Origin of the sequence: Pseudonocardia nigra, assembly GCF_019396355.1 — a bacterium.
Lineage (GTDB): Bacteria > Actinomycetota > Actinomycetes > Mycobacteriales > Pseudonocardiaceae > Pseudonocardia > Pseudonocardia nigra.
In genome coordinates, this window is record NZ_JAHKRK010000087.1 from 1 (window position 1) to 21,193 (window position 21,193).

The 21,193-nt window shown below is 75.6% G+C and carries 19 protein-coding genes; 9 read left to right on the top strand and 10 right to left on the bottom strand.

Going from position 1 to position 21,193, the window contains the following annotated elements; all coding sequences use genetic code 11:
- Window positions 1-89: 89 nt before the first annotated feature.
- Genes KME75_RS21045 through KME75_RS21060 form a run of 4 tightly spaced genes read right to left on the bottom strand, consistent with a single transcriptional unit; the run spans window position 90 to window position 5,322 of the window.
- Window positions 90-1,031, bottom strand: coding sequence for a phytoene/squalene synthase family protein (locus KME75_RS21045; RefSeq protein ID WP_308282946.1), 942 nt, complete (start codon window positions 1,029-1,031; stop codon window positions 90-92).
- Complete coding sequence (gene mptB / locus KME75_RS21050; RefSeq protein ID WP_246632516.1) at window positions 1,009-2,616, bottom strand: polyprenol phosphomannose-dependent alpha 1,6 mannosyltransferase MptB; 1,608 nt, start codon at window positions 2,614-2,616, stop codon at window positions 1,009-1,011. Before mptB ends, KME75_RS21045 begins: the two co-directional genes overlap by 23 nt.
- A gap of 28 nt (window positions 2,617-2,644) precedes the next feature.
- Window positions 2,645-4,195 carry a phytoene desaturase family protein gene (crtI, locus tag KME75_RS21055; RefSeq protein WP_219416589.1) on the bottom strand — a complete coding sequence of 517 codons (1,551 nt, stop codon included), beginning with the start codon at window positions 4,193-4,195 and terminating at the stop codon, window positions 2,645-2,647.
- Window positions 4,192-5,322, bottom strand: coding sequence for a polyprenyl synthetase family protein (locus tag KME75_RS21060; protein WP_219416590.1), 1,131 nt, complete (start codon window positions 5,320-5,322; stop codon window positions 4,192-4,194). The genes crtI and KME75_RS21060 overlap by 4 nt, the downstream gene beginning before the upstream one ends.
- 142 nt (window positions 5,323-5,464) lie before the next feature.
- Between KME75_RS21060 and metF the strand changes: the two genes are divergently transcribed.
- Entirely contained in the window at window positions 5,465-6,373 is a 909-nt protein-coding gene (metF, locus tag KME75_RS21065; protein WP_219416591.1) for a methylenetetrahydrofolate reductase [NAD(P)H], read from the top strand.
- Here the strand turns inward: metF and KME75_RS21070 are convergent.
- Together KME75_RS21070 and KME75_RS21075 are read right to left on the bottom strand one after the other, a co-directional pair.
- Window positions 6,354-7,028, bottom strand: coding sequence for an LppM family (lipo)protein (locus KME75_RS21070; RefSeq protein WP_308282948.1), 675 nt, complete (start codon window positions 7,026-7,028; stop codon window positions 6,354-6,356). The two genes, metF and KME75_RS21070, sit on opposite strands and share 20 nt — an antisense overlap.
- Window positions 7,029-7,110: 82 nt before the next feature.
- The gene (locus tag KME75_RS21075) at window positions 7,111-7,698 is read right to left on the bottom strand and encodes a GNAT family N-acetyltransferase (RefSeq protein WP_219416593.1); all 588 of its coding nucleotides are present in this window, start codon (window positions 7,696-7,698) and stop codon (window positions 7,111-7,113) included.
- A 274-nt stretch (window positions 7,699-7,972) separates the two neighbouring features.
- On the opposite strand from KME75_RS21075, the gene KME75_RS21080 reads away from it, so the two are divergent.
- The gene (locus KME75_RS21080; protein ID WP_219416594.1) at window positions 7,973-8,290 is read left to right on the top strand and encodes a hypothetical protein; all 318 of its coding nucleotides are present in this window, start codon (window positions 7,973-7,975) and stop codon (window positions 8,288-8,290) included.
- A 34-nt stretch (window positions 8,291-8,324) separates the two neighbouring features.
- Window positions 8,325-8,774, top strand: coding sequence for an SAV_6107 family HEPN domain-containing protein (locus tag KME75_RS21085; protein WP_219416595.1), 450 nt, complete (start codon window positions 8,325-8,327; stop codon window positions 8,772-8,774).
- 309 nt (window positions 8,775-9,083) lie between these two features.
- On the opposite strand, the gene KME75_RS21090 is transcribed toward KME75_RS21085, so the two are convergent.
- Complete coding sequence (locus KME75_RS21090) at window positions 9,084-9,947, bottom strand: ParA family protein (protein ID WP_219416596.1); 864 nt, start codon at window positions 9,945-9,947, stop codon at window positions 9,084-9,086.
- 54 nt (window positions 9,948-10,001) lie between these two features.
- Here KME75_RS21090 and KME75_RS21095 point away from each other — a divergent pair, with 54 nt between their 5' ends.
- Together KME75_RS21095 and KME75_RS21100 are read left to right on the top strand one after the other, a co-directional pair.
- On the top strand, window positions 10,002-10,802 hold the full coding sequence (locus KME75_RS21095) for a class I SAM-dependent methyltransferase (protein ID WP_219416597.1): 801 nt from the start codon (window positions 10,002-10,004) through the stop codon (window positions 10,800-10,802).
- 315 nt (window positions 10,803-11,117) lie between these two features.
- Window positions 11,118-11,498 (top strand): SCO2097 family morphological protein, encoded by a 381-nt coding sequence (locus KME75_RS21100; RefSeq protein WP_219416598.1) that lies wholly within the window; start codon window positions 11,118-11,120, stop codon window positions 11,496-11,498.
- 96 nt (window positions 11,499-11,594) lie between these two features.
- Here KME75_RS21100 and KME75_RS21105 read toward each other — a convergent pair whose 3' ends face one another.
- From KME75_RS21105 to KME75_RS21115, 3 genes are all read right to left on the bottom strand, one after another.
- The gene (locus tag KME75_RS21105; protein ID WP_219416599.1) at window positions 11,595-13,874 is read right to left on the bottom strand and encodes a transglutaminase TgpA family protein; all 2,280 of its coding nucleotides are present in this window, start codon (window positions 13,872-13,874) and stop codon (window positions 11,595-11,597) included.
- A 76-nt stretch (window positions 13,875-13,950) separates the two neighbouring features.
- Window positions 13,951-15,201, bottom strand: coding sequence for a DUF58 domain-containing protein (locus tag KME75_RS21110; protein WP_219416600.1), 1,251 nt, complete (start codon window positions 15,199-15,201; stop codon window positions 13,951-13,953).
- A gap of 5 nt (window positions 15,202-15,206) precedes the next feature.
- The gene (locus tag KME75_RS21115; protein WP_372452635.1) at window positions 15,207-16,208 is read right to left on the bottom strand and encodes an AAA family ATPase; all 1,002 of its coding nucleotides are present in this window, start codon (window positions 16,206-16,208) and stop codon (window positions 15,207-15,209) included.
- Window positions 16,209-16,692: 484 nt separating this feature from the next.
- Here KME75_RS21115 and mraZ point away from each other — a divergent pair, with 484 nt between their 5' ends.
- From mraZ to KME75_RS21135, 4 genes are all read left to right on the top strand, one after another.
- Window positions 16,693-17,124: a division/cell wall cluster transcriptional repressor MraZ gene (mraZ, locus tag KME75_RS21120; RefSeq protein ID WP_219416602.1), complete on the top strand. Its 432-nt coding sequence runs from the start codon at window positions 16,693-16,695 to the stop codon at window positions 17,122-17,124.
- A 212-nt stretch (window positions 17,125-17,336) separates the two neighbouring features.
- Window positions 17,337-18,320: a 16S rRNA (cytosine(1402)-N(4))-methyltransferase RsmH gene (rsmH, locus tag KME75_RS21125; RefSeq protein WP_219416603.1), complete on the top strand. Its 984-nt coding sequence runs from the start codon at window positions 17,337-17,339 to the stop codon at window positions 18,318-18,320.
- Window positions 18,321-18,457: 137 nt separating this feature from the next.
- Window positions 18,458-19,231 (top strand): cell division protein FtsL, encoded by a 774-nt coding sequence (gene ftsL, locus KME75_RS21130; protein WP_219416604.1) that lies wholly within the window; start codon window positions 18,458-18,460, stop codon window positions 19,229-19,231.
- Window positions 19,231-21,066 carry a peptidoglycan D,D-transpeptidase FtsI family protein gene (locus KME75_RS21135; RefSeq protein ID WP_219416605.1) on the top strand — a complete coding sequence of 612 codons (1,836 nt, stop codon included), beginning with the start codon at window positions 19,231-19,233 and terminating at the stop codon, window positions 21,064-21,066. The genes ftsL and KME75_RS21135 overlap by 1 nt, the downstream gene beginning before the upstream one ends.
- Window positions 21,067-21,193: the final 127 nt, after the last annotated feature.

Genomic DNA, 21,193 nt, shown 5'->3' on the forward strand with positions numbered 1-21,193 from the left:
GACTCGCGGGGTATCCGCGAGTCGCCCGTTCCTGACACGCGGGTCGCCCGTTTTCGGCGCGCGAGTCGCCCGTTCCGGGTTCGGGCCGGTCAGGGCAGGGCGCGGGCGGCCAGCGCGCGGGCCAGCCCGGGGAGCGCGACGCCGGCGCGCCGGTGGGCCGGGACCGCGACCCGCCGGTGCAGCACGTGGTAGTCGGCAACCTCGATCTCGTCGAGGATGCCCCGGTACAGCGTGAACGCACACGTCACGCACGCGCGTGAGACCGGCTCCAGCATGGCCAGCCCCGGTTCGGCGCGGCGGTACACCGCCCGGGTGTGCGCCACGAGGTGGGCCAGGGCCCGGCGCACGCGCGCGTCGGGGCGGCGGGACCGCCGGCACCAGGCGAGCACGTCCCGGTCGACGCCGAATGCGGCGAGCTCGTCGGCCGGCAGGTAGACCCGCCCGCGGTCGAGGTCTTCTCCGACGTCGCGCAGGAAGTTCGTGATCTGGAACGCCACCCCCAGCGTCGCCGCCGCGGGTTCGGCCTCGGCGCGCGGGACGGTGGTGCCGAGGACCGGCAGCATCTGCAGCCCGATCACCGCCGCCGAGCCGTGGACGTAGACGCCGAGCTCGTCGAACGTGGCGTAGGCGGAGACGGTGGTGTCCATCCGCATCGACACCATGAAGTCGGCGAAGTGCTGGTGGTCGATCTCGTATCGGCGCACGGTGTCGGCGAGCGCCGCGAGCACCGGGTGCTCCGCGGACCCCGTGGCGAGCGCCTCGCGCAGCTGCGCCGTCAGCCGGTCGAGCCGGTCGGCCTTCTCCTCGGCGGGGCGCTGGTCGCCCAGGTCGTCGACGATCTCGTCGGCGTAGCGGGCGAAGCCGTAGAGGGCGTGGACGGCGGGCCGCCGCTCGGGCGGCAGCAGCCGGGTGGCCAGGAAGTACGTGCGGCCGTACCGGGCGTTGAGGGACCGGCAGACGGCGTACGCGGCCCGCAGGGCCGGGTCGCTGATCCCGGCCGCGTCGAGCTCAGCCCGCCCCGGGCTCGGCACGGGAGGACGACGCGGCGGGGGACGGGGGCGCCGCAGGTCCGGCGGGCACCGGCTCGGGGGCCGCCGGCGCATCGGCCGGGCGCGGGCGGGCGCCGAGCCGCAGTGGGTCGGGCCGCAGCAATGACACCGCGGCGAGCGCCCACACGAGCGCGCAGCCGGCGATGAAGGGCCAGTTGTAGAGGGCGTCCTCGCCGTTGGGGTAATAGGCGACGACCAGCATCAGCGAGAAGAAGACGGCCCATGCCATGCCGCGGGCGGTCCAGGCGGCCGCGGCGAGCAGCGCCATGCCCCAGCTGACGTACCAGGGCAGCATCGCCGGGGACAGCAGCGCCACCGCGAACAGGATGACACCGGCCCGGCGCACGGCGTCCGGCCCGCCGTCGCGCGCCGCCCACCACTCGCGCACCGCGATCCAGAGCAGCACCGCGGCGCCGATCACCCGGGTGACGTTGATGAACGGCTGCTTCGGCACGTCCGCGACGATCCCGACGAGCGTGTGCACGAGCTCGCCGACGCCGGTGGGGATCGACATCCAGTTGACGATCATGGACGGCGCGCTCAGCGCGGGCAGCCAGCCCAGGTCGACGCCCGCCACGAGTGTGCACGCCCCGAACACCACAACGAACACGCCGATGCCGGCCGCCGTCGCCTTGGCGATGCGCGCCGGGCGCGAGCCGGTGAGCTGGCCCGCCCACACGAGCACGATGAACGGCAGCGCGACGCCCGCGCTCGCCTTCACGGCCATCGCCGCGGTGACGAGCGCGATCCCGGCGGCGGGCAGCCCGCGCAGCGCGACGAGCGCACCGGCCGCGAGCAGTCCGACCGCGAGCAGGTCGTTGTGCCCTCCGCCGATCATGTGGATCACCATGACCGGGTTGGCGACGGCGATCCACAGCGCGACCGGGACCCGTCCGCCGAGCCTGCGGGTGAGCTCGGGCAGCGCCCAGACGAACAGCAGCAGGCCCGGCAGCAGCGCCAGCCGCATGAGGATGACGCCGAGGATGATGTTGTCGCCGGCCAGCCACGCCACCGACTTCGCGAGCAGGATGAACAGCGGCCCGTAGGGCGCCGGGGTGTCCTGCCAGAAGTAGTGGACGTTGTCGGCGAAGATCCCCGGCATCGCCTCCGGCCCCACCTCGTAGGGGTCGAAGCCGGCGAGCGGGAGTCCGCCCTGCGCGAGGTAGCTGAAGACGTCGCGGGTGAACAGCGGCGGCGTCACCAGCATCGGCGCCGTCCACACGGCCGCGGTGGTGAGCACCGCCCGGCCGCCGACCCGGTGCGCGAGCACGTCCCGGCCGAGCCGGACCCACGCCCACGCCATCAGCGCCACGCCGACGTAGATGAGCACGGTGGCGAGCTCGCGGCCGTGCCCGTACCGCCAGAAGCCGAGCGGCGAGTTCGACAGAATCGGGTCCCGAACCAGGACGCCGCCCGCGCCGAACGCTCCGATGACCATCAGCAGGGACGCGGTCAGCCCGAGCAGAAGCGGCCCCCGCGGCGGCGCACCGAGCCGCGCTCGCCACGACCGCGGCGCGGCGGGGCCGGGGGTGCGCGCCGGGGCGTCGGCCGGTGATGGTGGAGTCATGACGCGATCCATGCTCGCATGACCGCCGTCAGCCCCGGGTACGGACCCTGGGCGTGCCCACGTCCGATCCGGTGATCCGCTGCGCGGCGAGGCGGCCGGAGATCAGGACGGGCGGGATCCCGACGCCAGGGGTGGTCCCGCAGCCGGCGAGCGCCGCGTTCGCGAGTCCCTGAACGAGGTTGCGCGGCCGGAACGGACCGGTCTGGGCGAACGTGTGCGCCGCGGAGAACGGGGTGCCGGCGGCGAGCCCCTGCGCCGCCCAGTCGGCGGGCGTCACGAGCCGGGAGATCTCGACGTCCCCCGCCAGCTCACCGAGGCCGGGGTGGTTGCGGGCGGCCAGCACGCCGAGCAGCTCGTCGCGGTAGGCGGGGCCGACGCGCGCCCAGTCGAGCGGCCCGCGCTCGGTGTTCGGGCAGGGGGCGAGGACGAACAGCAGGTCGCAGCCATCGGGGGCGAGCCCGGGGTCGGTGGCGGTGGGCCGGGTGACCAGCAGCGACGGGTCGCTCATCAGCCTGCCGTCGTCGATGATCTCCCGGAAGGTGGACTCCCACGCCGCCCCGAACGAGATCGTATGGTGCGCCGCTTCCGGCCGCGGGCGCGCGAGCCCGGCGTGCAGCACCACGGCGCTCGGGGACCAGCGCAGCGGCACGGCACGGCGCGGCGTGCGGCCGACGATGCGGTGCACGGCCGGGAGGTCCGGGGTCAGCACCACGGCGTCGCAGGCCAGGCGCTCGACCGCTCCCGCTGGATCGTCGGTCGCGCCGTGCCGGACCGCGCTCACCCGTCCGCTCCGGCGCTCCAGCCCGGTGGCGGTGCGGCCGTAGTGGATCGTCGCGCCGGCCGCCTCGGCCGCGTCGGCGAGGGCCTGCCCGACCTGGCGCATCCCGCCGCGGGGGAAGTGCACCCCGGCGATGGTGTCCATGTAGGCGATGACGCCGTAGGCGCCCAGCGCGAGGTGCGGCGGCACCCCGGCGTAGAGCGCCTGGAAGGAGAAGATCCGCTGCAGCCGCTCGTCGGGGAGTATGCGGGCGACCTGCGGGCCGAGCCGCCGGAACCCGCCCAGCGCGGCGAGCCGGACGAGGTCGGGGCCGAGCAGGTCCAGCGGCGAGTCCAGGTTCGCGCCGATGAAGCGGTCGATCTCCGCCTCGTAGAGGTCGGTGAGCCAGCGGCGCATCCGGCGGTACTGCCCGGCCGCGTCCGGGCCGCAGACGCGCCGGACCTCGGCCTCCATCGCGGCCGCGTCCGTGTGCACGTCGAGCGTGGAGCCGTCGGCGAAATGGGTGCGGTAGGCGGGGTCGAGCGGCACGAGGTCGAGTCGCTCGTCGGCCTTCTCCCCGACGGCCGCGAACGCCTCGTCGAGCAGCTCGGGCATGGTCAGCACGGTGGGGCCGGGGTCGACGCGGTACGTGCCGCGGTCGGTGTGCAGGTCCAGCCGCCCGGCCCGGCCCCCGGGGTGCTCGGCGCGTTCGAGGACCGTGACGCGACGCCCCGCGCCGAGCAGGTGCAGCGCCGCACTGAGCCCGGCCAGCCCCGCGCCGACGACCACGACGTGGTCGGTCGGGCCCGGAACGGTCCTCAACTCCTCCTCCGCGTGGCCGTGACCGCCAGATCGGCCAGCTGCGACGCGGCGGGCTCGGCGACCTCGGCCGCGGACAGGGCGTCGAGCGCCGACCCGGTGAGCGCGGCGATCCGCTGCTCCACCGCCTGCACCGCGCCGAGCTCGGTGAGCAGGTCGCGGACCCGCTCCACCCCGGCGGTGTCCAGGTCGGGATCGCCCAGCGCGGCGGTGACGGCCTCGCGGGCCGCCGTGCGCCCCCGCTCCTCGGCGCGCTCCACCGCGATGGCCACGAGCAGCGTCTGCTTGCCCTCGCGCAGGTCGTCGCCCGCGGGCTTGCCGGTCACCTCCGGGTCGCCGAAGACGCCGAGCAGGTCGTCGCGCAGCTGGAAGGCCACCCCGATGTCGGCACCGAACCGCCGGTAGGAGGCGGTCAGCTCGGGGCCCGCCCCGGCGATCGCCGCGCCCAGGTGCAGCGGGCGCTCGACGGTGTAGGCGGCGGTCTTGTACCGGTTCACCTGCATCGCGCTCCGCGCGGACATCTCGCCGGTGGACTGGTGCAGCACGTCGAGGTACTGGCCGCCGAGCACCTCCGTGCGCATCGCCTCCCACGGCAGCGACGCCCGGTCCCGGGCGGGCTGCGGCAGGCCCGCGGAGCGCAGCATGTCGTCGGCCCAGGACAATGCGAGGTCACCGAGCAGGATCGCGGCGGCGGCGCCGAACCGCGCCGGGCTGCCCCGCCACCGCTGCGCGGCGTGCCTGCGGGCGAACCGGACGTGCACAGTGGGGCGGCCGCGACGGGTCTCCGAGGCGTCGATCAGGTCGTCGTGGATCAGGGCGCAGGCCTGGATGAGCTCCAGTGCGCTGATCGCCTTGAGCACGGCGACGGCCTCCGGCGCGTCGACGGCACCGCCGGCTCCGCGCCAGCCCCACCAGGCGAACGTCGGCCGGATCCGCTTGCCCCCGCTCAGGACGAACTCGGTGAGCGCCTCGGCCGCGTCGGCGAACGCCGGGTCGATCGCGGCCGTGTCGGCGGCACGGGACCCCACGTACGACGCGAGCGCGGCCTCGATCGCGCCGGTCAGGCCCGCGTCGTCGGGGCGCTCCGGCGCCTCCGGTGCGCCATCGGGGTACGCCTCTGCGCGGGTCATCGGGGGCACACCTGCAGGCGGCGGCGGAGGGGACCTCGGCACCGGGGGAGCAGGTGTGCGGAGTAACGAGGCACCCGCCGAGGGTAGCGGCGCCGCGGGCGTCCGGCGCGTCGACGGCCGCCCCGGCCGTAGGCTGCACCCCGTGAAGGTCACGCAGCGCATCGGCGGCGATCGTCCCGTGTTCTCGGTGGAGTTCTTCCCGCCGAAGGACGAGGCGGGCGAGGCGGAGCTGTGGCGCGCCATCCGGCGCCTGGAGCCGCTCGACCCCGCGTTCGTCTCGGTCACCTACGGCGCGGGCGGCTCGAGCCGGGACCGCACGATCCGCACGACCGCGCGCATCGCCACCGACACCACCCTCGTCCCGATGGCGCACCTGACCGCGGTGTCGCACTCGGTGGCCGAGCTGCGGCACGTGATCGGCGCCTACGCCGCGGCCGGCATCCCCAACGTGCTCGCGGTGCGCGGCGACCCTCCCGGCGACCCGCTGGGGGAGTGGGTGCCCCACCCGGAGGGCCTCACCTACGCCGACGAGCTGGTGGCGATGGTGCGCCGCCTCGGCGACTTCTGCGTGGGCGTGGCGGCGTTCCCGTACGGGCACCCCCGTTCGCCCGACCCCGAGTCCGATCTGGCGCGCCTGCTGGCCAAGATCCGGGCGGGCGCCGACTTCGCGATCAGCCAGCTGTTCCTCGAGCCGGAGGGGTTCCTGCGGCTGCGCGACCGGCTGGCCGCCGCGGGCTGCGAGGTGCCGCTGCTGCCCGGGATCATGCCGCTCACCACGGTGCGCACCCTGCGCCGGGGGCCGGAGCTCTCCGGGGCGCCGCTGCCGCCCGCGCTGGTGGAGCGCATGGAGCGCTACGCCGACGACCCGGCCGCGTTCCGCGCCGCGGGCATGGACGTGACCGCGGAGATGTGCGCCCGGCTGCTCGCGGAGGGCGTGGGGGCGCTGCACTTCTACACGCTGAACCGCTCGACCGCCACGATCGAGCTGGTGCAGCGGCTCGGGCTCGGCGCGCGGCGCCCGGAAGGCGCGCTCAGCGGCTCGGCGGGCTGAGCGGGGGGTTGCGGGTGCGGCGGGCGAGCAGCACCACCGCCGCGGCGGCGAGAGCCACCACGGTGGCGAGGCCGATCGACCAGTTCACCGCCGACGGCGCGTTCGGGTCGGCGAAGGCGACGACGGCGTTGACGTCGCCGACCGCGCCCGCGTCGAACGTCCAGCTGACCTCGCCGGAGTCCTCTTCGCCGTTGGTCTCGACCACCTGCCCGGGGAACGCGATCTTGAGCTGGAAGTCGGCCCGGTCCACCGTGACGGTGGTGAGGTCGACGGCCCCGGTGACGACCAGGCGGTCGCCCGCCCGGTGCATCTCCAGGTGCACGGCCTCGCCCGCCGGTCCCGCCACCTGGGTGAGGGCCGCGACCTGCTCGAACGTAAGGCTGTCGAAGCGCAGCAGCGAGCCCGCGTAGCCGTCCTGGCGGTACTCCGAGACGTCGACCTCGTCCTCGAGGTCCTCGGGCAGCGTGACCTGCGGCCCCGGGTCGTCGGGGCCCTTCTCCGGCGTCGCTATCACGATCTGGCCCGTGACGGTGTCGTCCGGCTGGACGGCGAGCGCGACCTGCACCCGCGCGCAGCCGCTCAGGACGCCCACGGCCACCAGCAGGGCGAGCAGCGGCAGGACGACGCGGCGGGCGGTGCTGGCGGGTGCGGACACGGCCGTCATCGTGCCATCCGGGTCCGACGATCCCCCTCGGGGGAACGGAGGCGTGCCGAGCCGGGCCCAGCGCCGGAGGGCGTCAGTGCGGCGCCGTGGCGGGGGGATCGAGGGGGAGCTCGCGGCCGAGCACCGCGAAGGGCCGGGAGTCGCCGGTGAAGCGGTGGTCGCGCAGGACGTCGCGGAACCCCTCGCGCCGGTACAGCCGCCATGCCCGCCCCGGCGGGTGCGGGCCGTACTCGGGCGTGGAGAGCAGTACCTGGGACCGGTCGGTGCCGGCCAGCAGGCTGCGCAGGAGGGCCTCCCCGAGCCCGTGGCCCTGCGCGTCCGGTCGGACGTGCAGCTCGGTGAGCTCGAAGTAGTCGCGCAGCCAGACCTGCGCGTCGGCGCCCGCGGTGGCGAGCCCCCTGCGCACCTCCTCGTACCACCACTGCCCGGACGCCCCTGCGTAGCCGTAGGCGATCCCGAGCAGGGAGCCCGCGGCGTCCACCCATCCGACGGCGCGCCAGCCCGGCCTGCGCAGGTGGTCGAGCCAGAGGGTGCGCCGGTGCCGCGCGGTGCTCGCCGGGTAGCCCATGGCGCTCACGTAGACGTGCAGCGCCTCGGCCAGCCGGTCGGCGAATTCGTCCGGACCGAGCTGGACGAGGTGGCGCGCCGGAGCCCTGGTCACCCCTCCATCACACCACGCGAGCGGCGCATCGGTCGCGTTGTGGCGCGTCCGACTTGACGCGGCCGCCCCGGCGCGGTCTACTGGGAAGCGGATCGAACATGCGTTCGATCTCGGCAACCCGGCTGGTGGAGTGGGGGAAGCACTCCGCCGCCGGGTGTGCCGGTTCCGGTCCCGGTCGGAAGGAGCGTAGGCACATGGCTGAGCCTGCCACCGAGTCGTCGAGGGCGGTGCCGGCCGCGGCACGGCCGCTCCTGCGCGGTCCCCGGGAGGCGGCATGAGCCCGTTCGGCCGGGTGTTCGGCTCGCGTCAGCCCACCCCGATCCAGGTCCGATGGCAGGACGGCGAGCCGGTCGAGTTCCAGCGCAGGCCGGTGCGGCGGGGGCCGCGCTACCTCGTCACCGACGTCCGGGAGCGCTGGATCGAGGAGTCGCCGTGGCCGTTCCCCTCGCCGATGCCCGTCGGGGGCGACCGCCTGCGGTGCTGGCGGGTCGTCGCGCGGTCGATGGGGGAGCCGGAGGCGCCCGCCAGGGAGTTCGTGCTGCGGATGCGGGCGGGCCCCGGGGTCTGGGACCTCGTGCGGGTGACCGAATGAGCCCCGATGGGCGCGGGAACGGAAGGAGCGGACCATGACCATCACCACCACGACCACCTCCGCCGTGCCGAGTCCGCGCGCGCCGGAGCGGGCGGCCCGGCCGCTGCCCGCACCCACCTCCCGGGCCGCGCTCGCACTGCTGCGGCAGGCCGCCGACGGGCTCGCGGAGGCCCACCGCACCGACGACCCCATGGCCCGCTACCCGGCGGCGTATCTGGCTGCGCTGCGCGCCGGGGCCGCGGTGCTCGCCGTCCGCGCCCGGCCCCAGCCGCGGCGCGGGGCCACCCGCAACGTCTGGCAGCTGCTCTCCGACGTCGCACCCGAGCTCGGCGAGTGGGCGGCGTTCTTCGCCTCCTGCTCCGACACCCGCGTCGCCGCCGAGGCCGGGATCAGTCGCCTCGTCGGTCGGCGCGACGCCGACGACCTGCTCCGGCAGGCCGAACAGTTCGTCGGGATCGTGCGGACGGCGGTGCCGCTGCGCTGACGGGCCGGGCCGGGCCGGGCCGGGTCGGCCGGGACCGGGGCGGGCGTCCCGCTCGTCGGGCGGGCGGTGATCACGGGCGGGGGGCAGCGAGCCAGGGGTGGTGGGCGGCCCGCCGCCCGTGATCGTCGCCTGTCGGGCTCCGGTCGGGGTCGTTGCCCCGGGCCTGCGTGCCGGGCGGGGGTCGGGCCCGTCCGGTCGACTCATCAGCTCGGTGATCAAGGCGCTGGTGTCGCTCTGAACCGATCCGTTCGGGACGTCTGCGCCTTGATCACCGCCGTCGGGCCCGCCTCCGACGGCTCGACCGGTCCGTCAGCGCGTCGCTGGCGGCGCCGTGACCTCGCCGTCGGGGCGCCGCGCCCGGTCGCTGCGCAGCACCCGGCCCAGCAGGAGCGTGAACACCGCGGAGGCCTCCCGCGCACCGGGGGTGTCCCAGCGCTGGATGGGCAGGCAGGCGCCCTGCGCCTGTTGGATCGCCGAGCGGTCGGGCAGCACGCTGCTGAACACCAGCGGCCCGAACAGCTCGCGCAGCTCCGCGATCCGGAACTCGTGCTCGGTGTTGCGGGGCCGTACCCGGTTGATGAGCACGCCGAGGGGCTGCAGGTCGGGGTTGCCGCGTTCGCGTTCGGTCTGCACGGCGTCGAACGCCCGCTGGACGCCCGACACGGCGAACATCGTGGGGTCGGTCACCAGCACGGCCCGGTGCGCCGCGGCAAGGGCGCTGCGGGTGAGCTGCCCGAGCGACGGCGGGCAGTCGATGATCACCAGCCGGTACGGCTCGCCCTCGCCGGGCCGGCCGTCGTCGGCCGGGGGCAGCGGGCCGTCGGGATCGCCGAGGCGGTGCAGCGCCCGCGACAGCCGGACGAGCTGCTTGGGGCCGGGGTCGGGATGGTTGTGCCGCTCGGTCTGCTCGGCGCCCACCAGCACGTCCAGCCCCTCGCCCCAGCCGCTCGGGGCGATCGCGCGGCGCACCACCGAGCGGCGCGGGTCGTCGAGCACGTCCGCGACGGTGGCGTCGGTGGGCGAGGCGTCGAGCGCGATCGTGGCGTTAGCCTGCGGATCGAGGTCCACCAGGAGCGTGCGCACCCCGTGGTGCAGCGCGGCTCCGGCCAGTCCGAGGGTCACTGTCGTCTTGCCCACTCCGCCCTTGAGGCTCAACGTGGCGACGACCTGCACGGCGATCAACCTACCCTTTCGAGTGGCGCACTACTCTGCCGCTGTGAGGGTCCGATGGTGAGTGGTCCGACGACAGAGCCGACCGGCGCAGTGGGCGGCGGCCGCGTCCATGGTTCGCTTGCGACCGAGGTCACGCGCGTGCGCGCCCTGCGCCCGGAGCGTCCGCCCCGCGTACTCGACGTCGGGGGCGGCAGCGGGGCGTGGGCGGTGCCGCTCGCGCGGCTCGGATGCGCCGTCACCGTGGTCGACAACAGTCCCGACGCCCTGGCGGCCCTGCACCGCAGAGCGCGCGACGCGGGCGTGCACGACCTGGTCACCCCCGTCCAGGGGGACGTCGACGCGCTGGCCGAGGTCGCCCCGGCAGGCGGCGCCGACCTGGTGCTCGGGCACAACCTGCTCGAGGTGGTCGACGACGCCGCGGCGGCCGTCGCGGCGCTCACGACGGCGACCGCAGTCGGCGGGCTGGTGTCGGTGCTCGTTCCGGGCCGCTATGCGGCCGTGCTCGCGCGCACCCTCAGCGGCAAGCTCGCCGAGGCGAGGGCGCTGCTCACCGCTCCCGACGGCCGGTTCGGCGCCGACGACCCGCTGCGCAGGCGCCTCGACGCCGCCACGCTGCGGGAGCTGCTGGAGGCGGGCGGCGCGCTGCAGGTGGAGGTGCTGCAGGGCGACGGCGTGCTCGAGGGCTGGGTCCCGGGGGCGGTGTGCGACGGCGGGCCGGCGATCGTCCGGGAGGTGGCCGAGCTGGAAGGCCTCGCGGCCGCGGCGCCGCCGCTGCTGGAGGTGGCCGCGCGGCTGCACGCCCTCGCCCGCCACGGGGGACAGCGGAGGCCTGGGGCGCCGTTCTCCACTCCCTGACGGGTGACCGCGCACCGGTGACGGCGACCACCCTCCGTGCCCGGATGCTCCCGGCGTGCTACCGGTCACCGCGTCGGAGCCACCGCCCGCCGTGCGCGGAGCAGTTCAGGGTGCTCGCCGGGCGTCCGGAGCGCCCGATCGGGCCGTCCGCAACGCCGACCGGGAAGATCAACCCGTCCGCTCGACGAGTCCGGGTAGTCGACAGGCCCCAAGCCTCGTATCCTCGGAAGCGGACGCCCAGCCTGGACGTCCGTCGCCGTCGTTCCGGCACCATGGACGATGACCCGACAGGATGACAGTGCCGGAGGTGAAGTCGTGCCCCTCTCCGAGCACGAGCAGCGGTTGCTCGAACAGATCGAGCGCGCTCTCTACGCCGAGGACCCCAAGTTCGCGTCGACCGTCCGTGGCGGCCGGTTGCGCAAGCCCACCCGCCGCCGCCGTCTGCAGGGCGTAGCGCTGTTCGTCGTCGGCCTGGTGCTGCTCGTCGTCGGCGTCGCCGTGCCGCAGCTCTGGTTGGCGTCCCTTCCTGTGCTGAGCGTCGTGGGCTTCCTCGTGATGCTCGGTGGCGCCCTACTCACGGTCACCTCCCTCGGCGGCGGCGGTCAGGCCGCCCAGGCGAAGGAGACCGAACCGGACAAGAACCGGTTCACGGGCCGCATGGAGGAGCGCTTCCGCCGCCGGTTCGAGCAGGAGTAGGCGCTCCGCCCACCCCCGCACGACCACCGCAACCGCCGCCCCCGGCATCGCCGGGAGGCGGCGGTGGTGCATGCGCAGGCAGCCCCGGTGCGGCGCTCAGACCCCGGCGTGGACGTCCTCGTCCCGCGCCCGGTCCCGCCCCGCCCGCCGCAGCGACCCGGCGAGCACCGATCGCGGCAGCAGCCGTCCCCGCAGCGACAGTGCGCTGCCCGCCGCGATGCCCGACCGCACCGTCCGGACCGCGCCGTCCAGTTCCCCGGGCGCGGATCCGCCCCCGCCGTACCAGCTCGCCTCCACCGCGCCGACCACCTGCCGCAGCGCCTGCTGCGCCTCCTGGTCGAGCCGGTGCTCCCGCACCATCCGCCGCGCGGCCCCGCGCACCGTGTCGCTCGGCGGGCTCGGGACGCCCCGGTCGGTGGACTCGGCGAGCAGCTCGGCCCATCCGGCCCCGGCCGCGTCCGTACCGCCCGCCGTCACCGCGGCCAGCCGCCTGCGCCGCTCCACGGCCCGCAGGCCGCCGGGGACCACCGCCACCGCGGCGAGCAGGAGCAGCGCGACCAGCGGCCAGAGCGGCGGGCCGACGTCCTCGGCCTCCGTCGGGCCGACCGCCCCGGACACCGGCTGCTCCTCGGGTGCGGCGGGCGCTGTGCTCGGCTCCTGCCCGTCGACCTGTCCGGGCACGAGTGCGTCGTCCTCGGCGGCGGCCGGTTCGCCGGCGGCCTCCATCGGCGCCTCCAGGACGTACGGCGGGGTGACGGCGCGCCCGTCGGTGAGCGGTGTCGGATCGAACGTCGTCCACCCCATGCCGGGGAACCACGCCTCGACCCAGGCGTGCGCGTCGGACGTGCTGATCGACCGGTAGTCGCCGACGTCGGTGCCCGCCGTGAACCCCACCGCGACCCTGGCCGGCACGCCCACCGTACGCAGCATCACGGCCATCGCGGAGGCGAACTGCTCGCAGTAGCCGACCTGCCCGACCGTGAGGAACTCCACGAGCGCGTCGTCACCCGCTCCGGGCGCGGTCTCGAGGCTGTAGCGGAACGGGCTCTCCGGCCCGGTGAAGAACTCCTGGAGCGCGAGTGCCCGGTCGAAGGTGGTGTCGCGGCCGGCGACGACCTCCTGCGCGATCTCCGCCACCCGGGGGTCGACGCCGGCGGTGTCGAGGTACTCCGGGGCGACCCCGGCCGATCCGTCGCTCTGCCGGAGCTCGGCGACGCCAGGGGAGGGCAGGAACGCGCGCTGCTGCCAACCGTCCTCCTGCCGCGGCCGCTCGGTGTAGGCGGTGCCGCTCGCCGTGTCGTAGGCCCACTGGGCGGGGGCCACGCCGGCGACGTCGAGCGGCTCCCCGACGAGCGGCAGCCAGTAGTCGCGGAACGCCCGGTTCTCGACCTGGATGTCGACGACGGTGCCCGGCGTGCCGGGCTCGGTCCGGATCGAGCCGGGCAGGGGCAGACCGGGCGCGGGCTGGGTGGCCTGCCACCCGGTGTCGGCCACGTACTCGCGCAGCGTGAGCGCCCGCAGATAGCTGGGCCGCTCCAGCCCGCGCACCCGGAACAGCTCCACCGGGTCGGACTGGTCGAGCTGCCCGCGCAGCCCGGTGAACGGGCTGAGCCCGATCGAGCCGCCGGCCGCCCCGCCGCTGCCGTTGCCCTCGAACCGTCCCGCCGTGCCGACGAACCCGGCACCGGCGCCGATGACGACGGCCAGCGCCACCGCCCCGGCCACGAGCGCGCTCCCGCCGGGCAGCTGCCTGCGGATCCCCTCGTGGGCCACGAGGAGCAGACCGAACCCGGCGGCGGCCCCGGCGACCGCCCACCAGGGCAGCAGCTCGTCGGCCAGCGCGGCGGGCACGGCGAACACCGCCAGCAATGGCACCCCGGCCGCCGCGGGCGCGCCGGCGCTCACCGCGGTGAGGTGGACGCAGACGGCGAGCAGCCCGAACGCGGCCGTGACGAGAAACAGGATCTCCGGCGTGGCCGGCACCGGCGCGATGCCCGAGTCGATCTGCTGCCCGGCCCCGGTGAGCAGGGCGCCGAACTCGCCGAAGGCCGATGGCGTCGGCACCAGGCCGAGCAGGCCGCTGCCGGTGAACGTCGCGGTCAGGACCACCAGGATCGCGGCGCACTGTGCCGCGGCGACCGCGACCGGGCCGAGGCGGTGCGCGAGCAGTCCGGCGGCGACGACGGCGCCGACCACCGCCACGGCGTGGGCGAACCAGCTCCCGCCCTGGACCACGGCGGTGACCGGGCCTGCGGCGAGGAGCACGGCCAGCCCGGAGCCGAGCGCGGCGATCCACGGCAGCCGCGCCGGCGACGCCGCCACGGGCCGGGACACCGATCGGCGCGGGGCCGGCGGGCGCTCGAGGGTGGTGCTCATGTGGTCTCCTCCCGGGCGCTCGTCGGTCGCCTCCGCGGATGCGCTGCACGGAATGCTCCGGGTACGGCCTGGCGGGTCATCGGGCCGCCGCCCCGACGGGGCCCACCGCACCGGAGACGAGGTCGTCCCAGACCCGCTCGGGGGTCGACCGCGCCGTCGCCACGGTAACGTGCCACCCGGCCCTGCGGAGTGCGGCGGCGCTGCTCGCCGCCCCGCTGGTGGTGCCTGCGGGGTCCCAGGTGGCGGTGTCGAGCAGTACGGCGTGCCCGGCGCCCACCCGCCGGGCCAGCAGGGCGTCCACCTGGGCCGGGCTCATCGCGCCGAGGACGGCCAGGACGTCGGTGCCGGGCGTCAGCTGCGGGCCGCCGAGGTCGGTGCGCGCCGACGGGCGCAGGGCGGCGAGCGCGTCCAGCAGCGGATCGGTGTGGGCGGCCGAGGCGGGCCCGGTGAGCTCGGCGCCGTCCTCGGTGACGAGCGTGAGGGCCTCGCCCTGGGCCATGAGGTGGCTGAACACGCTGGCGACGAGGGAGACCGCGAACTCGAGGCTCGAGTCGGGACCGCGGCCCCGGTGCGCGCAGTCGCGGCGGTCCAGCAGCACCGTGGTGCCGCCGCGCCACGGCCGTTCCTCCAGCCGGACCATCAGCTCGTCGTGCCGGGCGGTGCTGCGCCAGTGCACCCTGCGCAGTTCGTCGCCCTGCCGGTACTGGCGGATCAGCACGTCGGACGCGCCCTGGCCCTGGTGCGCGAGCGCGGCGCCCGGCGTGCCCTCGCCCGCCCCGAGGCTCGGGGGCAGCCCGCGCAGCGGCACCACCCGGGGCAGGACGAGCAGCCGGTCGGCGGGGATGAGCCCCCGTTCGAACTCGGCGAGGCCGAGCGGGTCGGCCGCGGTGCCGGTGAGCGGCCCCACCCGGTGGACACCGCGGAGCACCGGCCGCAGGGGATAGGTCAGCGCGGCCCCGCCGCGGCTCGACAGCCGGTGCACGGTGAACCGGGGTGGTGCCGAGGCCTGCGGCCCGGCGGCGTCGGGGGCGGTGTCGGTCAGCCGGATGGCCCCGATCAGGGGCGGGCCCTGCAGCCGCAGCTCGACGGTGACGTCGCCGCCGACGGGCAGCCGGGCGGGGCTCAGGCTCCGCCCGGCCCGCACCGTTCGCCTGGCCCGGGCGGCGAGCACGAGCGCCAGCAGGGGGAGCAGCGCCACGAACGCGCCGACGCGCAGCAGGTCGCGTTCGTCGAGCACGACGGCGCAGACGGCGGTGGCCAGCCCACCGGCGAGCAGGCAGCGTCCTCGTGTGGTGAGGCCGGCGAACCGGCCGCCCTTCTCGCTCATCCGGCTCAGGAGCCGGGCCGGCCCGGAGCGGGCACGGCGTGGCGGCCCACCAGGCTGCGGACGATGTCGACGGCCGAGCGCCGGGAGGCCAGCGCCTCGGGGGTGAGCAACAGCCGGTGCGCCAGCACGGGCACGGCGACGGCCTGGACGTCGTCGGGGACGACGAACCCGCGGCCGGCGAGCGCGGCCTGGGCGCGGGAGGCGCGCACCAGCTGCAGGGTGGCCCGGGGTGAGGCGCCGAGGCGCACCTCGGGGAGCCTGCGGGTGGTGCCGACGAGCTCGACGCAGTACTGCCGGACCTCGGGCCCGACGTGCACGTGGCGCACGGCGTCGATCACCCCGCGCACCTGGCGGGCGTCGGTGACCGGGCGTAGCGCCTCGAGCGGGTCGGCCGCGGAGTGCTCGTCGACCATCGCGAGCTCGGCGGCGAGGTCGGGGTAGCCGACGCTGACCCGGGCGGTGAAGCGGTCGCGCTGCGCCTCCGGGAGCGGGTAGGTGCCGTCCATCTCGACCGGGTTCTGGGTGGCGACCACCATGAACGGGCTCGCGAGGGCGTAGGTGGCGCCGTCGACGGTGACCTGGTGCTCGGCCATGCATTCCAGCAGCGCCGACTGCGTCTTCGGGGAGGCGCGGTTGATCTCGTCGGCGATCACGATGTTGGCGAACACCGGGCCGGGCCGGAACTCGAACTCGGTGGTCTGCCGGTTGTAGATCGACATGCCCGTGATGTCGCCGGGCAGGAGGTCGGGGGTGAACTGGACGCGGCTGACCGAGCAGTCGATCGACCGCGCGATGGCCTTGGCCAGCGAGGTCTTGCCGACGCCGGGGACGTCCTCGACGAGCAGGTGACCCTCGGCGAGCAGGGCGACGAGCGCGACGCGCACCACCTCGGGCTTGCCGACGATGACGCGCTGGACGTTGGCGGCGATGCGGCTGCACAGCTCGGCCAGCTCCGCGAGGCCCGCGGCCTCGCCGTCCACTCCGGGCCGGCTGCTCGTCGTCGTCACCGCAACTCCTCCCTGGCGCTCGTCGCCGTCGTGCCACACAGGGCAGTGTCGAATGCTGACCTCGCACGCTCGGGCACGACCACTCCTCGCTGACGCTCGTCGCCGTCCCGCCCGGCCGGGACGTCGTTCCAGTCTGTCAAACGCCCGTGCGGATCGTCGCCCGATGGGGTACGGGCGGCCGCCCCCCACTCTGCCCCACCGGACGCACTGCGTCGCCCTGCGCGGGCCAGGGACCCCGCATCGCCGCTCCCGGAGGACCGTCAGTGGCCGTTCCGGCACGGTGAGTGGCAGGTCGTGGGGGCCGAATTTCGTAGCGCAAGCGGGTGGTCGGTGCCGGCCCCCCACTTCGCCCCACCCCTTGTGACCTGCGGATTCGGCCGAAGTTGCCGCGTCGGGCCGAGGCACCTCCGGTTGACGGTGGGGGGAAGTGGGGTAATGTGGTGATCGCTGGGGCACAACAGGGCCGCAGGTGGAGGTGGGGCCGGTGTTCCTCGGCACCTACACCCCGAAGTTGGACGACAAAGGGCGGCTCACGTTGCCCGCGAAATTCCGCGACGAGCTGCGAGGCGGGCTGATGATCACGAAGGGGCAGGACCACTGCCTGTACGTGTTCACCCGCGAGGCCTTCACGGAGCTGGCTCGCAAGGTGGCGTCCGCGCCGCTGACGAGCGAGGCCGCCCGCGTCTTCCAACGCAACCTCTTCTCCGGCACCGACGAGCAGAACCCCGACTCCCAGGGACGGATCGCCATCACCCCCGAGCTGCGCCGCTACGCCGGGCTCAGCAAGGAGTGCGTGGTGATCGGTGCGTTCACACGCGCCGAGATCTGGGACGCCGAGGCCTGGCAGCGGTACCAGGACCAGCACGAGGACACCTACGCCCAGGCGCAGGAGGAGGTGCTCCCCGGACTGATCTAGGCGGACGGAACGCGGGGGCGAGACGGACCCGGCGGTGTCCCCACCCGGTAGCCCTGGCGCACCTTCCCCGGTGCCAGGTCTGCCGGGTGGAGGCATCGACGGGCCGGGGACGGCAGCCGGCGGAGCGTGCGGAGCCGGCGGGGTGGGAACAGCACGGCCCGGCTGGGAGCCCGGGCCGGTGCGGTTCGGCGACACGGGCAGGGAGGTGGGCTGTGGGGCAGCATTCCTCGGGCGAGGACGCGCCGGCTGGGGCCAGGCACGTCCCCGTGGCCCTGACTCGTGTGGCCGACCTGCTCCGTCCCGCGATCGCGGACCGTGCTGCCGTCCTGGTGGACGCGACGTTGGGCCTCGGTGGGCACGCCGCGGCCCTGCTCGCGTCCCATCCGCAGCTCACGCTGGTCGGCCTGGACCGCGACCCGCAGGCACTGGCCATGGCCGGGCGCAGGCTCGCGGCCCACGCCGACCGCACCCACCTGGTGCACGCCGTGTACGACCGCATCGTCGACGTCCTGGGGGAACTGGGGCTCCCTCGGGTCGACGGGGTGCTGTTCGACCTCGGTGTGTCGTCCCTGCAGCTGGACGCCGACGAGCGCGGCTTCTCCTACTCCAGGGACGCGGACCTCGACATGCGGATGGACCCGACCACGGGTCCGACCGCCGCCGAGGTCCTCAACACCTACCCGGTGGCCGAGCTGGCGCGGGTGCTCCGTGAGTACGGCGAGGAGCGCTTCGCGGGACGGATCGCGGCGGCCGTGGCCCGCAGGCGGGCGCGCGCGCCGCTGCGCCGCAGCGCCGAGCTCGTCGAGCTGCTCTACGAGGCCGTCCCGGCGGCGTCGCGGCGCACCGGCGGGCACCCGGCCAAACGCACGTTCCAGGCGCTGCGGATCGAGGTCAACGGCGAGCTGGACGCGCTGCGCACGGCGCTGCCGGGCGCGCTCGACTCGCTCGCCGTCGGCGGCCGGATCGTCGTGCTCGCCTACCAGTCGCTGGAGGACCGCATCGTCAAGCGCGAGCTGGCGGAGCGGTCGCGCTCGCGCACGCCGGTGGACCTGCCGGTCGAGCTGCCGGACCACGGCCCGGAGCTGCGGCTGCTCACCAGGGGAGCGGAGCAGGCGACCGAGGCCGAGATCGCCGAGAACCCGCGGGCGGCGCCGGTCCGCCTGCGCGCCGCCGAACGGATCCGGGAGGCGGCATGAGGAGCAGTGGCGCACCGCGCCCACGGGCGCGGTGCGGGGAAGCGTGAGGGAGGAGCAGACGTGATCGAGCGTGCAGCTGTGCCGGGCGGACGCCCGAGCGCGTCCGCGTACCGGCGGCCCGTTCCCCGGAGGTTCTCGTGAGTGCTCCGGTCACCGAACGGACGAAGACCGCCACCCGCGGCCGGACCGCGACGATCCCGAGCCAGCGGGGGGCGGCCACCGCGCCCGTCACGGGCTGGGGGTCGGCCCCGGTGCGGGAGCCGGGCACCCAGCGGTCGGCGACGAAGGCCTACGCCCGCCGGGACGACCGGCTGCGCAGGCTGATCCCCGGGCGGCAGCCGCGCTCGGCGCCGTCCACCGGGCGGACGCAGTTCGTCCTGCTGATCATGGTGCTGCTCGCCGTCGGGCTGGTGGCGACGCTGTGGCTGTCCACGGCGGCCGCCGCCGACTCCTACCGCCTGCAGGACGCGAAGGCCGAGGCGGAGAGCCTGAGCGAGCAGAGCGAGCGGCTGCGCCGCGAGGTGGCGGCCATGGAGTCGGCGCCGGAGCTCGCCCGGCGGGCGGCCCAGCTGGGCATGGTGCCGGTGCAGGACCCGGCGCGGCTCGTGGTCGCCCCGGACGGGTCGGTCACCGTCGTCGGGGAGCCGGAGCCGGCGCCGCCCGCGCCACGGCCCGAGCCGGGCACGGCCGCCGCGGCCGCTGCTGCCGCCGGCGGGCCGGCTCGGGAGGACGGCGGGGCGACCGCGCCGTCCGACGAGCAGCCGGCCGCGCCGGCCGGGCAACAGCCCTCCCGTGAGCAGGCGGGGGACGTATCCGGCGCGGAGCAGCACTCCGACGTCCGGGCACAGCAGGCCACCGGCACCGACTCGGCAGCGGACGCCGGCACCCCCACCGAGCAGGGCGACGGCTGATGACGACGGCCCCGCCCCGGCCCCCGGCCGCAGGCGCGGCCCGCTCGTCAGCGCTGCGCCGCTCCGCGAGCGGGGGTGCGGTCTACTCGCGACGGCTGAAGGTCGGCCGGGTCCTGCTCGTGCTCGCGCTCGCGGTGGCGATGCTGCGGCTCGTCGTGGTGCAGACCGTGCAGGCGGGCGAGCTGCGCGCCGGGTCGGAGCGCCAGGCCTTCACCCAGATATCGCTGCCCGCGGCTCGGGGCGGCATCTTCGACCGCGCGGGCAACCCGCTCGCGTTCAGCGTCGACGCGCGGGCGCTCATCACCAACCCGCGGCTCATCGCGTCCACCAAGGGCGAGGAAGCGCGGCAGTACGCCTCCGACATGGCCACGGCCGTCGCCGCCGCGACCGGCGAGGACCGCGCGGAGCTGCTCGACAAGATCACCAGCGACCGCGGGTACGTCGTGCTGGCCGACCCGGTGGACCCGGACGTGGCGCAACGGCTGCGCGATCAGTTCCCGCTGATCACCGAGGAGCGCCGGGAGCTGCGGCAGTACCCCGCGGACTCGCTCGCCGCGAGCGTCATCGGGGCGGCCGGCTGGAACGCCGAGGAGCAGAAGCTCACCGGGCGCGTCGGCCTGGAGAGCTCCTACGACAACCTGCTCGCCGGCTCGGAGGGGCTGCGGGAGGTCGCGACCGCGGAGGGCGGCAACGCGGTCATCCCCGGCAGCACCCGCTTCGAGCGCCCGGCAACCCCGGGTTCGGACCTGCGCCTCACGCTCGACTCCGACCTCCAGTACACGGTGCAGCAGGCACTGCTGGACGCCGTCCGCGAGACCGGGGCGGACCCCACGTCCTCCGCCGTGGTGCTCGACGCCGACACCGCGGAGGTGCTGGCACTCGCCAACGGGCACACATTCGACCCGAGCGAGTACGGCAGCACCACGCCGGAACAGCGCAGCAACCCCGCGGTGCAGGATCTGTTCGAGCCGGGGTCGGTCAACAAGATCGTGACGATGGCCGCGGCGCTGGAGTACGACATCGCCGAGCCGGAGCACATCCTGTCGGTGCCGGGAAGCATCCGTGTCGCCGACCGGACGATCAGCGACGCCTGGGACCACGGCGTCGAGCGCTACACGCTCACCGGTGTGCTCGCGAAGTCGTCGAACGTCGGGACGATCATGCTGGCGCAGGAGGTCGGCGAGGAGCGGTTCGTCGACATGCTCACCCGGTTCGGGATCGGCACGAAGACCGGTGTGGGACTGCCCGGCGAGGAGGAGGGATTGGTCCCGGCGCTCGAGACCTGGTCGGGCTCGACGTTCGGCAACCTGCCGATCGGGCAGGGCCTGTCGATGACCACCCTCCAGATGGCCGGCATGTACCAGGCCGTCGCCAACGACGGGGTGCGCATCCCGCCGCGCATCATCTCCGCGACCACCGGGCCGGACGGCGTCACGGTTCCGGAGCCCGCGCCCCAGCCGGTGCGAGTGGTGTCGCCGGAGACAGCGGCACAGCTCCGGACGATGCTCACGGCCGTCACTCAGGACGCGCGCGGCCAGAGCGGCACGGGCCCGCAGGCCGCGGTGCCGGGCTACCAGGTGGCCGGCAAGACGGGCACGGCACAGCAGATCGACCCGGAGTGCGGCTGCTACTCCGACGACACGTACTGGATCACCTTCGCCGGGATGCTCCCCGCCGAGGACCCGCAGTACGTGATCGCGATCATGCTGGACGCGCCCGAGGGCGGGGCGAGCGCGGCGCCGCTGTTCCACGACATCGCCACCTACCTCGCCCAGCGTGAGCGGCTCCCGGTCAGCCCCGAGCCCGCCCCCGTGCAGACCCTGGTCGCGCCGTAGCACCGGGCGGCGGGTGGTGGGTGGCGGGCGCCGGTCGGTTCTGCCGCGCTCTCGCCGGCCGTGGCCGCCGGTCCGGGCGGTTCCGGTGCCGCCGGGTCGATCACCGGCCGTGTCGGGGCGATCACCG

Bases quoted from the DNA above. Each gene is read 5' to 3' on its own strand.
- mptB (WP_246632516.1), bottom strand. From the start codon at position 2,616: ATGACTCCACCATCACCGGCCGACGCCCCGGCGCGCACCCCCGGCCCC.
- KME75_RS21060 (WP_219416590.1), bottom strand. From the start codon at position 5,322: ATGACCCGCGCAGAGGCGTACCCCGATGGCGCACCGGAGGCGCCGGAG.
- KME75_RS21080 (WP_219416594.1), top strand. From the start codon at position 7,973: ATGAGCCCGTTCGGCCGGGTGTTCGGCTCGCGTCAGCCCACCCCGATC.
- KME75_RS21085 (WP_219416595.1), top strand. From the start codon at position 8,325: ATGACCATCACCACCACGACCACCTCCGCCGTGCCGAGTCCGCGCGCG.
- KME75_RS21095 (WP_219416597.1), top strand. From the start codon at position 10,002: ATGGTGAGTGGTCCGACGACAGAGCCGACCGGCGCAGTGGGCGGCGGC.
- KME75_RS21105 (WP_219416599.1), bottom strand. From the start codon at position 13,874: ATGAGCACCACCCTCGAGCGCCCGCCGGCCCCGCGCCGATCGGTGTCC.
- KME75_RS21110 (WP_219416600.1), bottom strand. From the start codon at position 15,201: ATGAGCGAGAAGGGCGGCCGGTTCGCCGGCCTCACCACACGAGGACGC.
- KME75_RS21135 (WP_219416605.1), top strand. From the start codon at position 19,231: ATGACGACGGCCCCGCCCCGGCCCCCGGCCGCAGGCGCGGCCCGCTCG.